Source organism: Actinosynnema sp. NPDC002837 (assembly GCF_040295345.1).
In the GTDB taxonomy this organism is placed as follows: Bacteria; Actinomycetota; Actinomycetes; order Mycobacteriales; family Pseudonocardiaceae; genus Actinosynnema.
This window is the reverse complement of the sequence record NZ_JBEOVG010000040.1, coordinates 65,382-77,669: the sequence shown is the minus strand read 5'-3', so window position 1 is coordinate 77,669 and position 12,288 is coordinate 65,382. Positions and strand designations below refer to the sequence as shown.

Genomic DNA, 12,288 nt, shown 5'->3' with positions numbered 1-12,288 from the left:
GGCCCCTCCCGCCCCATGGGGGGGGGCGGGGGGGCTCCGGGGCTTGGCCGACCCGCCCCTCCGGCGCGGGGTCGATTGCGACCGTCGTCACGATGGGTGGATCATGTGGGCGTGGGAGCAGGCGGGCGGGCGTCCAGGGGTGGCGGGCGGCGGATCAGCATCGTGGACGTGGCCGCGGCGGCGGGCGTGTCCCGGCAGACCGTGTCGAACGTCCTCAACGGGCACGACTCGTACTACTCGCAGGTCACGTTCGAGCGCGTGACCGAGGCGATGCGGTCGCTCGGCTACCAGCCCAACCGGGCCGCGCAGACGTTGCGGTCGCGGCGGACGATGCAGCTCGGCTACCACATCTTCGGCGAGCAGCTGGAGATTATGCAGGGCTTCACCCTGCACTTCCTGCAAGCGCTGGTGAAGGCCGCCGCCGACGTCGACCACCAGGTGCTGGTGTTCACCCACCGCCGGGACGACCCGCTCGGCGTGTTCAAGGACCTGGTCGCCCGGCGCGCGGTCGACGCGATGATCCTGTCGGAGTCCCGGGTCGACGACGAGCGGGCCAGGTTCCTGGCGGACAGCGGCATGCCGTTCGCCTGCTTCGGCCGCCTCGCGCCCGACCTGCCGCAGCGGTGGGTCGACGTGGACAACGTCGCCGGCGTGCGGCCCATCGTGGACCTCCTGGTGGCCGAGGGGCACGAGCGGCTGGCCTACCTGGGGCTCGCCGGCGACGAGTACTGGAAGGCCGAACGGCTGGAGGGCTTCACCGCCGGGGTGGCCGGGCACGGCCTGCGCGTGCCGAAGGCGTCGGTCTACCTGGGCACGGACGCGGGGATCCGCACCCGGGCCCGCAGGTTGTTGACCGGGAAGAACCCGCCGAGCGCCATCGTGACCGGCAGCGACTCCGTCGGCGCGGTGGTGGTGAACGTGGCGCACTCGCTCGGGTTGCGGGTCGGCTCGGACGTCGCGGTCACCGGGTTCGACGGCGGCGCGGTCGGCTTGGCGACCGAACCGACCCTGACCAGCGCCCGCATCCCGGTCGAGCGGATCTCGCGCGAGCTGGTCGCCCGCTGCCTGCGCCAGGTCGAGGGAGGTCCGGACGACGACGCGGGCCTCCTCGTGCCGACCGAGGTCGTGCGCGGCGGCAGCGCCTGAGGAGCACGCCCGCGTCACGGCCTTGGCCCTCGGTCCGCAACGTCCACTCCGGACTGCGCCTCGACGGCCAACGGCGCCGTGCTGATCCTATGGACCTGCCACGGTGGCGCGAACCGGCGTAGGACGACGGCCTGACCACCAGCCTGGCCGCCCCGCTGCCGCAGCCGGGTCGTCGCTGCGGCAGCGGGTCCCGCGTCAGGCGCGGCGGCGGGCGAAGCGCTGGTTGGGACCCCCGCTGTAGGCGTATTGGGAGATGCGGGCGCCGTCGGCGGTGGAGTGTTCCCAGACGTCCATGGCCAGCCCGGACCGCCGGTTGACGAGGCTGATCACGTCACCGCCGTGGTCGACGACCCGCCAGTGCTGGTCGGTGGCGCCGGTGTCGGGCTGCTGGGTGACGTCGGAGCCGCTGCCGGCGGCCTGGAGGTACAGGCCGCTGTGGCGGGCCCTGATCCGGACGTGGCCGTCGGCGAGGTCGACGAACTCGAACTGCTGGTTGGGGCGGCCGTTGGTGGTCCACTGGACGAGCCGCGCGCCGTCGGCGGTGGAGGCCTCGTTGACGTCGGCGGCCTTGCCGCTGTGCTGGGCGGTGAGGGTGTAGGCGACCGGGCCGCCGGGCGTGTCGCCGAGTTGGGCTTCCCAGCGGGTGTTGGATCCGGAGGCATCGGCCGGGAGGCGGTCGCGGGCGGCGGTGTCGCCGTACATGGTCCAGCGGGCCCAGTCGACGACGGTCCTGGGGAAGCGCTGGTCGCTCCAGAAGCTGGTGTGGCTGCCGCCGACGAAGGTGAGGAACGCCTTGGGCCAGGTCAGCTCCGCGTACGCCTGCCGGGCCGAGGAGTACTGCGTGGTCGAGTCGCGGTCGCCGTGGACGAACAGGACCTTGGCGTTGACGGAGCCGGCGGGGTTGCCCATGTCCACGCAGGACTGCGGGTTGGCGGAGACGATGCGGCTGTCGGGCCAGGAGGTGAGCAGGCCGTGGGTGGTCATGCCGCCCAGCGAGTGGCCGGAGACCCCGACGCCGATGCCGGTGTCGATGTGCCCGGCGAGTGGTCCGCTGGTGTTGAGGGCGAGGGTGTTGGTGAGGATCTGCGAGACGTCCTTGGAGGTGTTGCCGTTGTTGACGTCGGCGAAGTTGTGGTTGAAGTGCGGGGCGGGGACGATGAACCCCGCCGAGGCCAGGGCCCGGATGATGAACAGGGAGTTCTGCGGGCTGCTGCTGTAGCCGTGGGTGAAGTTGTAGACCGGGAACACGCCGTTGGCGACGGGGGCGTCGGTGACCGGGGCGCCGCCGACGGTGCCGGTGGCGGCGGGGTAGTAGACGTAGGTGGTGCACGGGCGGCTGCCGCGGGTCCAGTTGTACCGGCGCACGCCCAGGGGATACGTGGTGGAGGGCGCGGGATCCGCGAACGCCTGCCCGACGCCGAGCAGGGACAGGCCGACGCCGACCGCTCCGGCCGCGCTCGCGCCGAGGAACGTCCGTCGTTGCATGGTCATGGCTGACTCCTTGGTGCAGATGGCACCTGACACGAGGACCGATGGGAGGTGCCGCGAGGGGAAGGCGGCAGGCGGCTGTGAACGTGCACAGTAGCGAGCCGTGTCACATATGTAAACACGTCAGGTGTGTTGGTATTGCTGGACATCAGCCTCCGAAAGTACTGTGCACGTTCCCAGTCGATCCGCCGTCCGGTGGAGCGTCACCGAGGCGAACGGCGGCTTCTCGTCGAACGTTCGACGAGAACTGCGACACGGGAGTGCCCGATCGGGCGTGGACCGATCAACGTCGGTCGGTCCGTCCTCCGTCCACAATGTCCCGGGTGGCGCAACCCGGGGCGGCGCAGGCGGTTCGTGACGTCTCGCGGTCGAGGTGGTCGCCGTTGCTGGACCGTTCGGGCGATGCCCGGACCGCGAGCGAAACTTTTTCGCCCGGGCTGTTGACACCGGGGTGGCGGCATTCGTAGCGTCGCGGTCGGACCGGTGTGCGACCACGACCTGGATAGCGCTTTCCACGGCGCGGCGTCCGGGTTGTCGGGCTATCTGTGCATACCGGTTCGTCGAGTGCTGACCTGTTTGTCCACTAGTGCGGATGGCGGACGTGCCGGAAAAGGCAATACGCCACTCCGTCGAATATTCGACGGTCCGCTCCCATACGAGATGCGGCCATTGACGGCGGTGGGAAATCGGCGCGACTATCGCACCGGAAATGTCCTCTCATCCCGGCGGCTCCGCCGCTGTGCCAACTCCAGGTGAAAGGCACGTACATGACATTGTCGTCATGCGGTGCGGTCGTGCGGTCCGTGCTGGTGGCCGCGGTCGCGGCGGTCGCGCTCGCACCGGTCGCGCCGTCGGCCCAGGCCGCCACCGTCGACACCGCGGCCACGTACGTGGTCGTCGCCCGCCACAGCGGCAAGGCGATGCAGGTCCAGTCCACGACGGACGGTGGCGCCGTGGTGCAGGCGACCAGGACCGACTCGTCCGCGCAGCAGTTCCAGTTCGTCGACTCCGGCGGCGGGTACTACCGGCTCAAGTCGCGCCACAGCGGCAAGGTGGTGGACATCGCCTCCGCGTCGACGGCCAACGGCGCCGAGGTGGTGCAGTGGACCGACCGCGACGCCGCCAACCAGCAGTTCGGCCTCGTGGACACCGACGGCGGCCACGTCCGGTTCGTCAACCGCAACAGCGGCAAGGCGCTGGACGTGTGGGAGCGCTCGACCGCCGACGGCGCGCGCGTCTCGCAGTACGACATCAACTCCGGCGCCAACCAGCAGTGGCAGCTCGTCCGCCTGGGCGGCGGCACGCCGGGTGGCACGGGCGCGCCGACCGACCCGAACGTCGAGTACTTCGGCCGGTGGAACACCGCCGACCCCACCGCGTACGTCTCGGAGTGGGCGGGCGCCTACGTGACCGTCGGGTTCACCGGGCGGACGGTGCAGCTCAAGCAGCGCAACGCGATCGACTTCTACGTCAGCATCGACGGCGGTCCGGACGTCTCCTACGTCAACCGCAGCGGCACGGTGAACCTCACGCCCACGCCGCTGGCGGCGGGCAACCACACGCTGCGGGTGTCCTACCGGCCGATCGCCGGCTCCTACCGGGGTGACGCGGTCTACCGGGGCATCCAGCTGGACGCGGGCGCGACGACGTTCGCCCCGCCCGTCCCCGCGAAGCTGATCGAGTTCGTCGGCGACTCCATCACCGTGGGCCAGCAGTCGTCCAAGCAGGCGCTGACCGCCTACGGCTGGCTGGTCGGCGAGCGCCTCGGCGCGGGCCACACCCAGATCGCGGTGGGCGGTGCGTGCCTGGTGTCGGCGGCCGACGGGTGCATCGGCATGAGCGACCGGTTCCTGCGCACCGGGCTGCAGGCCGACGCGTCGAACTGGGACTTCTCCCGGTACCGCGCCGACGCCGTGGTGATCAACCTGGGCACCAACGACGTCGGCCACAACGTCACCAAGGAGCAGTTCCAGAGCGCCTACGTGACCCTGATCCAGCGGGCGCGGCAGAAGTACCCGAACGCCACGGTCCTGGCGCTGCAGACCTTCCGGAAGCGCTTCATCCCCGAGACGCAGGCCGCCGTCGGCATCGTCAACGACCCGAAGGTGCGGTTCGTGGACACCACGGGCTGGATCGTGGAGGCCACCGACACCACGGACAACGTGCACCCGAACGACCAGGGCCACCGCAAGATCGCCGACCGGCTCGCGCCGATCCTGTCCTCCGCCCTCTCGACCGGCTGAGCCGCACCCCGGTCACCCCTGCCCGCTCCACGTCCGGGACCGCCTCCTGTCCCGGACGTGGAGCGGCCTCCGGCGCGCCCGCGCCCCACCCGCTCACCCGCGGTCGAACCGCAGCAAGGAGCACACCCATGCCCACCCTCACGACCGTCCTCCGCTCTGCGCTGGCCGTGACGCTCGCGTCGGGCGCGCTCACCGCCCTCGGCGCCGCGCCCGCGGGCGCCGCGCCGGCCAACTGCACCGGCACCGGACCGATCACCTGCCGCTACGACGTCGCGCCAGGGCACTACGACGTGACCGTGCGGCTGGGCAGTTCCTCCCGTGCGGCGAACACCGGCATCACCGCCGAGGCCCGCCGGCGGGTGCTCGCCGCCGTCGACACCGGCGTGGGCCAGTTCACCGACCGGGTCCTCACCGTCAACGTGCGCAATCCCGAAGGGCAGCCGACCGGTCAGGGTGGCACCGGCACGCCGGGGTTGACCCTGGTGTTCGACGGTCGCGCCCCCGCGGTCGAGGCCATCGCGGTCAAGCAGGTGAGGCCGCCGGCGTTGTTCCTGGTCGGCGACTCGACCGTGTGCGACCAGCCCGTCGCCCCCTACGCCGGCTGGGGCCAGGCGCTGCCCGCGCGCCTGCGCGAAGGCCTGTCGGTGGCGAACTACGCCGACTCCGGTGAGAGTTCGGGTTCGGTGCTGTCCAACCCGGCGCTGTTCCCCGCGGTGCGGTCGCAGACCCGGGCGGGCGACACGGTCGTGATCCAGGTCGGCCACAACGACAAGCAGACCTCGGCCACCGCGTTCCGCGACAACCTCACCCGCATGGTCCGCGACGTGCGCGCGGCGGGCGGCGCGCCCGTGCTGGTGACGCCGCCGGTCCGCAGGCTGTTCGACTCGTCCGGTCGGCTCACCGGCACCGCGCGCCACGTCAACGGGGTCGGCGTGAACCTGCCCAATGAGATGAAGACGGTCGCCCGCGCGCAAGGAGCGCCGCTGATCGACCTCACCTCGCTCTCCGCCACCCTGGTCGAACAACTCGGCGTCACCGCGTCCCAGAACCTCTTCCTGACCCGGGAAAAGGGCGACAACACCCATTTCTCGGAATTCGGCGCGGCCACCATGTCGAACCTGGTGCTGAACGAGGCCGTCCGGCTCGGCGTGATCCGCTCGACGCAGGTCCGCTGACGTCCCGAATTCCGTCGCAACGACATGGAGGATCAATGAGGATCTCGATGAGGAACAGGTGCCTCGCGGTCACGGCGGCGGTGTGCGCGGCGATGGCGGTCGTGGTCGCGCCGGCCCAGGCCGTGCCCGCTCCCGCCCCCTGCGCCGCGCCACAAGCCGCCGGCCCCGGGACCGCCGCCGCGCCGTTCAAGGTGTGGCTGGCCGGCGACTCGACCATGGCCAACGGCAGCAGCACGTGCCCGGTCGGCTGGGGCCGCGAGTTCGACCGGCTGTTCAACGACGACGTCACCGTCGTCAACAACGCCGTCGGCGGCCGGAGCATCCAGACCTGGCTGTACGAGTCGAACGTCAAGAGCACCATGGACTCCGCCGGCGAGTGCGTGGTCAGCCCGCGCACCTACGCCTCGCGCTGGGCCAACATGCTCTCGACCACCGGCATGCGGGCCGGCGACTGGCTGATCATCCAGTTCGGCATCAACGACGGCGACCGCAACTGCCCGCGCCACGTGGGCACCACCCGTTACCGCGAGCTGATGGCCACCATGGGTCGCGAAGCCAAGGCGCGCGGCGTGAAACCGATCTACGTCACACCCGTCTCGGCGATCCGCTGCTCCGGTTCGACCGCCGTGGCCACCCGCGGGTTCGTGAACGAGACCATCGCCCAGGGCCAGGCCGACCAGGTGCCGGTCATCGACCTGCACAAGCGCAGCATCGCGCTGTACAACACGCTGGGCCTGTGCCCCAACAACGGCGACTACAGCCAGGGCGCGGTCGGAGCCTTCTTCTGCAACGACCACACCCACTTCGAGGCCGCCGGAGCCGCCCGCATCGCGGAGACGGTCGCCAGGGCACTGCGCGAACAGGGCATCGGCCTCGCGTCCTCCCTGCGCTAGCCGGGAGCGCCCCCAGCTGCGACACCTGCCTGACCTCGTGAAAACGTTTACTCAACGTGACCACGAGGTCAGGCAGGTCTGTATGGCGGCAACTTCGGTCACCAGCGGCACTTCCGTCCTGAGGCGCTGTTGACAGCGGCGGGCGATCCTCTAAGCTGAGGCCAGAGGTGTAAACGTTTTCACCCTCGGTCAGCATCGACTGTGCACGTTCACAGTCCCCTCTGGCTCGTGACAGGGATCCGAGAGCTTCCTCGGCGCGTGACGCCACAAGGCATCCACGGAGGCACCCAAGATGACCCGAACACCACGCACTTCCTTGAAGCGGCGGGCGATGCTCGTCGCGGCACTGCTGTCCGTCTCCGCAGTGCTGCCGCAGGCGGTGGCGGCGGCGCAGGCCGCGCCCGTCGTCGACACCGCGGCGGCCGACCCCCACGGTCTCAAGACGACGGTCACCGACTACCGGACCCGTGTCCCGGCCAAGTACACCACCGACTCCTGGAAGCCCTTCGCCAAGGCGCTGACCACGGCGGAGGAGGTCGCGAAGAACCCCTCGGCGAGCGGGACGGAAGCCGCCGCGGCGAAGACGGCCCTGGTCGCCGCCGCGGGCGGCCTGGAGGCCGCGGACGAGGGCACGTTCCAGACCATCACGAACAACACGTTCTGGAACGACACGAGCGGCAACCCCATCTACTCGCAGGGCGGCGGGGTCTTCAAGTTCGGCGACACCTACTACTGGTACGGCGTGCACTACCTCGGCGCCGAGAGCTACCGGGCCAACCCGACGCGCAAGTACGACAACGAGGTCTCGTTCGTGTCGATCCCGGTGTACTCGTCCAGGGACCTCGTGAACTGGAAGTTCGAGAACCGGGTCGCCACGCGCTCCACCCCGATCAACAACGGCGCCACGCTCGGCCAGGCCGGGTGGGTCGGAAGGCTCGGCGTCTCCTATAACGAGAACACCGGCAAATACGTGCTCGCCACCCAGGTGTACGTCGGCGGCGGGCACGGGGTGCTGCTCCTGCAAGGCGACACCCCTACCGGCAACTTCACCTACGGCTACTTCCAGACCCAGATCGTCAACTCGCCGACCACCGGCACCGGTGACCAGACCGTGTTCACCGACGACGACGGCAAGGACTACCTGATCTTCTCCAACCGCGAAGGACGTTCCCGCGGCTTCGTGGCCAAGTTCCGGGAGTCCGACTCGCTGCGGATCGAGCCGGCCGTGGAGATCCGCCGCGGCGACGGCCGCGAGGGCAACGCCATGTTCAAGCTCGACGGCAAGTACTACCACGCCGCCTCGGCCCTGCACGGCTGGAACACCTCGGTCAACTACGTCAACGAGTCGACCAGCGGCACTGTCCAGGGTTCCTACTCGAGTGAGTTCGTCCTCCCCGGTACCGAGCTGGACTACAGCCACGTGACCCAGACCGGGTTCTTCGTCACCGTGAAGGGCAGCAAGCAGAACACGGTGATCTACGCGGGCGACCGCTGGGCCGACTTCGCCTGGAACGGCATCGGCTACAACCAGTGGGTGCCGATCACCAAGCCCGGCGCACGGCCCCAGTTCCACTCGGTGAGCCAGTGGCAGTTCAACGTCACGACGGGGGAGTGGCGAGTGGGACCGGACAACAACTTCGTCCTCAACCCCGACTTCCAGGCCGACCGCGTCACCGTCTCCACGCTGACCGGCTGGACCAACTTCCGCGAATCCGGACCGACCTCGTTCGTGACCAACGTGGCCGGCGCGAACGGGTCCCGCTTCGCGCTGCAGATCGGCGCGGGGCAGTCGTACGCCGGTGGTGTGCGGCAGCGGATCACCGTGCCGGCCGGCAACTACGAGATGTCCTTGTACGCCAAGACCTCCGGCTCGCTCAGCGCAGCGCAGCTGACCGTCACCGACGCCGCCGGCGCCTCGCGCACGCTCAACATCCCGGCCTCCAGCGGCTTCACCCGCCGTGAACTCGCGAACATCCCGCTGTCCGCGGGCGCCGCCACCGTCACCATCCGGGCCGCCAGTGGCAACGGCTACCTCGCCGTCGACCAGCTGGCGCTCGTCAGGGCTGATGGGACGACACCGGTAGGCCGGCGCTACGAGGCGGAGACCGCGCCGGCCGTGTGCCAGGGCACGATCGACTCGAACCAGGCCGGCTTTTCGGGCACCGGGTTCTGCAACGGCTACGCCGCGGTGGGTGCCTACGTCCGGTTCACCGTCGACGCCGTGCAGGCAGGTCCGGCGGCGCTGGCGGTCCGGTTCGCCAACGGTCACAGCACCGGCGCGCCCCGCCCGGCGAACCTGGTGGTGAACGGGTCCACGATCGGCACGGTGTCGTTCGAGTCCACCGGTTCCTGGACGACCTGGTCCACCAAGTCCCTCACCGCCTCGCTGAACGCGGGCAGCAACACCATCCGGCTGGAGCCGACCACCGCGGACGGCCTGGCCGACATCGACCGCCTCGACGTGGGAGTCCCGACCGCATGAGCAAGGATCCGAGAACCAAGCGCCCGGCCCGCGTCCTCGCCGGTCTGACGACCCTGTCCACCCTGGTGGCCGCGGGGCTGGTCGCGGGTGCCGCGCCGGCCGGTGCGATCTTCGGAACCGCGGACATCAAGCCGATCGAGAGCGACATCGCCGCCAAGCCGTGGTCCTCTGCGACGGCGGGCAGCGGCTCGTCGACCGCCGGACTGGCCATCGACGGCGACCCGACGACGGCCTGGCGCCCCGACCGCGGCGGCGCCCGGCAGTGGCTCACCGTCGACCTCGGTGGCGCCTACGACAACCTGCGCAAGGTCAAGGTGGTGTTCCCCGGGCGCGGCGCGGCCCACCGGTACGTCGTCGAGGCCTCATCGGACGGTCGCCGGTGGCAGGCGATCGCCGACCGGTCCCGAAACCGGGCCGTGTCGCGCGGCGAGGTGCACCTGTTCACCCGGCCGGGGACGCGGTTCGTCCGGCTCACGTTCACCGGTGCGTCCGGCCGCGCCGACGCCGGTGTCAGCGAGCTCCAGGTCCTCAACTACCTGCGTGACGACCTCGTCCTCGGCGCGGACCTGTCCTGGGTGGACGACCACCAGTCCCGGGAGTACTGGGTCGACCCCCTGGCCGCTGACCGGGGCGCCGGGCCGCACCAGTTGGACGTCGTCAAGGACCGCGGCATGCGGCACGCCCGGCTGCGGGTGTGGAACGAGCCGCGCAGCGAGAGCACCGGGCAGCCGACCGCGGTGCCGCGCCAGGGCCCGGAGCGCACGCTGACCTCGGCGCGGTGGATCAAGCAGCGCGGCCTGGGCCTCGGCATCGACTACCACTACGCGGACTCCTGGGCCGACCCGGCCAAGCAGCCGAAACCGCGCGCCTGGGCCGGGTTGGAGTTCGCAGACCTCAACCGGGCGGTGTACGACTTCACCGCCGATCACCTGCGCCGGCTGATCCGGCAGGGCACCACACCGGACAAGGTCGCGGTCGGCAACGAGGTCATCAACGGGTTCATGTACGGCAGCGAGGCGGCGCTCATCGGCACGACGGATCCGAAGTACTTCGTCGACCAGGCCGACCTCTACCAGTCCCAGCCCGGCGGCGGCCTGCTCTGGCGGTACTGGGGCTCGACCGACCAGGCCGAGCAGAAGCTCTACGACGAGGCGTGGGACCGGTTCACGACCCTGGCGGCCTCCGGGATCAAGGCCGTCCGCGACGCGTCGCCGAAGTCCGAGGTCGAGATCCACGTGATCGTCGGCAAGGACCGCCTCGCCAAGACCATGGAGTTCTGGCACCAGTTCCTCACCCGGGTGAAGGCCAAGGGCCAGGACCCCGATGTGCTGGCCATCTCGTACTACTCGGAGTGGCACGGCACGCCCGAGGCGCTGGACGTCAACCTGCACACCATGGCCACGACGCACCCCGGCTACAAGATCGACATCGCCGAGACCGCGTACCCCGCCTCGGGCGGTGACGGCTCGCCGATGCCCAACTCGCCGTTCCCCCGCACGATCCAGGGGCAGGCTGACGCCATCCAACGGGTGTTCCAGGCCGCCAACGACGTGGTCGACAACAAGGGCGCCGGGGTGCTGGTGTGGGAGCCGGCCGGCTTCCAGGCGATGTTCCGGGCCGTGCCCGGACTGCCGAACACGTGGGAGCCGCACGCGTCCATCGACGTCTTCAACGCCAGTCGCGCCGAGCACGTCCTCCAGGACACCGTCCACACCGCCACGACCGTCGGCGTCGCACCGAAGCTGCCCGCCTCCGTCCGCGTGCTCACCACCGCCACCGACAAGATCACCAGCACCCCCGTCCGCTGGCAACCGTTGCCGCCGGGCGCCACCGACGAACCGGGGGAGGTGACCGTCACCGGCACGACCGCCCACGGACCGGTCACGGCGGTCGTCGACGTCCTGCCACGACGCGGCGACCACGTGCCGGGCTCCTAACCGGCGGCCCCGTGGAAGCTCCCGGCTCCCAGCACGTCCAGCAGGGCCAACGCCTCCGCGTCACGCGATCCCGCCGGCGCGCTGTAGAGCACGAGGTGCTGGTCGCGGTCGGCGAGGGTGAGCGAGTCGCAGTCGACGGTGATCTCACCGACGACCGGGTGGCGGAAGGTCTTGGTGAGCACCGGCGCCGCCTGCACGTCGTGCCGCTCCCAGAGCCGGGCGAACTCCGGGGCGGCGTCGCGGAGCTCGGCGACGAGACCGGTCACGGCGGGGTCGGCCGGGTACCGGGCGAGGGTGGCCCGCAGCTCCATGACGACGTGCTGCCGGAACTCCGCGACGTCGGAGATCCCGTACAGCGTCGACCCGCCGTGGGCCGGGGCCGGGAACGCCCGGCGCGCCAGGTTGCGGTCCTGCGGTGCGAGGCGGGCGAAGTCCTCCATGAGGGCGGCCGCGAGGTCGTTCCACGCGAGCACTTCGAACGTCGCGGACACCACGAAGGCGGCGGTCCGCGGCAGCCGTTCCAGGAGCGCGAGGATGCTCGGGCGGACGTCGCGCCGGTGCCGCCCGGTCCGGCTCGGCGCGGTGCCTGCGAGGACGTGGAGGTGGTCGGACTCGGCGTCGGTGAGCCGCAGCGCGCCCGCGATCCCGGCGAGGACCTCGCCCGACGGACGCGGCGCACGGCCCTGCTCCAGCCGGACGTAGTACTCGGTGGAGATGTGCGCGAGGACGGCGACCTCCTCGCGGCGCAGCCCCGGTGTCCGGCGGCGCGGGCCCGAGGGGAGGCCGACGTCGTGCGGCCGGAGCCGCTCGCGACGGCTGCGGAGGAACGCCCCGAGTTCCTGCTTGTCCATACCCCGAGTCTGCCCGCGGCGCGGCGACGGATCCTGGTACAACCCGTCCCTGCCTCCGGTCGGGTAGCCGGCC

Annotated in this window: 8 protein-coding genes; 6 read left to right on the top strand and 2 right to left on the bottom strand. The window is 70.9% G+C overall.

The features are described from left to right. The first annotated feature begins 111 nt into the window (after nt 1-111). On the top strand, nt 112-1,146 hold the full coding sequence (locus ABTZ99_RS25355) for a LacI family DNA-binding transcriptional regulator (protein ID WP_499614537.1): 1,035 nt from the start codon (nt 112-114) through the stop codon (nt 1,144-1,146). Nucleotides 1,147-1,341: 195 nt separating this feature from the next. Here the strand turns inward: ABTZ99_RS25355 and ABTZ99_RS25350 are convergent, their stop codons facing one another. Then, nucleotides 1,342-2,637, bottom strand: coding sequence for an RICIN domain-containing protein (locus ABTZ99_RS25350; RefSeq protein ID WP_499614534.1), 1,296 nt, complete (start codon nt 2,635-2,637; stop codon nt 1,342-1,344). Nucleotides 2,638-3,428: 791 nt separating this feature from the next. Between ABTZ99_RS25350 and ABTZ99_RS25345 the strand changes: the two genes are divergently transcribed. The 5 genes from ABTZ99_RS25345 to ABTZ99_RS25325 all read left to right on the top strand — a co-directional run bounded on the left by ABTZ99_RS25345 (nt 3,429) and on the right by ABTZ99_RS25325 (nt 11,364). Next, nucleotides 3,429-4,877 (top strand): RICIN domain-containing protein, encoded by a 1,449-nt coding sequence (locus tag ABTZ99_RS25345; RefSeq protein ID WP_499614532.1) that lies wholly within the window; start codon nt 3,429-3,431, stop codon nt 4,875-4,877. Nucleotides 4,878-5,005: 128 nt separating this feature from the next. Next, nucleotides 5,006-6,052: a rhamnogalacturonan acetylesterase gene (locus tag ABTZ99_RS25340; protein ID WP_499614529.1), complete on the top strand. Its 1,047-nt coding sequence runs from the start codon at nt 5,006-5,008 to the stop codon at nt 6,050-6,052. Nucleotides 6,053-6,099: 47 nt separating this feature from the next. Further along, nucleotides 6,100-6,945 carry an SGNH/GDSL hydrolase family protein gene (locus ABTZ99_RS25335; RefSeq protein ID WP_499614527.1) on the top strand — a complete coding sequence of 282 codons (846 nt, stop codon included), beginning with the start codon at nt 6,100-6,102 and terminating at the stop codon, nt 6,943-6,945. Nucleotides 6,946-7,237: 292 nt separating this feature from the next. Further along, complete coding sequence (locus tag ABTZ99_RS25330) at nt 7,238-9,427, top strand: CBM35 domain-containing protein (protein ID WP_499614524.1); 2,190 nt, start codon at nt 7,238-7,240, stop codon at nt 9,425-9,427. Further along, a complete protein-coding gene (locus ABTZ99_RS25325; protein WP_499614521.1) occupies nt 9,424-11,364 on the top strand; it encodes a glycosyl hydrolase 53 family protein in 1,941 nt (646 codons plus the stop codon). The genes ABTZ99_RS25330 and ABTZ99_RS25325 overlap by 4 nt, the downstream gene beginning before the upstream one ends. Here ABTZ99_RS25325 and ABTZ99_RS25320 read toward each other — a convergent pair. Next, nucleotides 11,361-12,215 (bottom strand): helix-turn-helix transcriptional regulator, encoded by an 855-nt coding sequence (locus ABTZ99_RS25320; protein WP_498786179.1) that lies wholly within the window; start codon nt 12,213-12,215, stop codon nt 11,361-11,363. The genes ABTZ99_RS25325 and ABTZ99_RS25320 overlap by 4 nt on opposite strands. Nucleotides 12,216-12,288 lie beyond the last annotated feature (73 nt).

Excerpts from the sequence above, each read along its gene's own strand:
- ABTZ99_RS25330 (WP_499614524.1), top strand. The coding sequence starts at position 7,238 with ATGACCCGAACACCACGCACTTCCTTGAAGCGGCGGGCGATGCTCGTC.
- ABTZ99_RS25340 (WP_499614529.1), top strand. The coding sequence starts at position 5,006 with ATGCCCACCCTCACGACCGTCCTCCGCTCTGCGCTGGCCGTGACGCTC.
- ABTZ99_RS25350 (WP_499614534.1), bottom strand. The coding sequence starts at position 2,637 with ATGACCATGCAACGACGGACGTTCCTCGGCGCGAGCGCGGCCGGAGCG.
- ABTZ99_RS25320 (WP_498786179.1), bottom strand. The coding sequence starts at position 12,215 with ATGGACAAGCAGGAACTCGGGGCGTTCCTCCGCAGCCGTCGCGAGCGG.
- ABTZ99_RS25335 (WP_499614527.1), top strand. The coding sequence starts at position 6,100 with ATGAGGAACAGGTGCCTCGCGGTCACGGCGGCGGTGTGCGCGGCGATG.
- ABTZ99_RS25325 (WP_499614521.1), top strand. The coding sequence starts at position 9,424 with ATGAGCAAGGATCCGAGAACCAAGCGCCCGGCCCGCGTCCTCGCCGGT.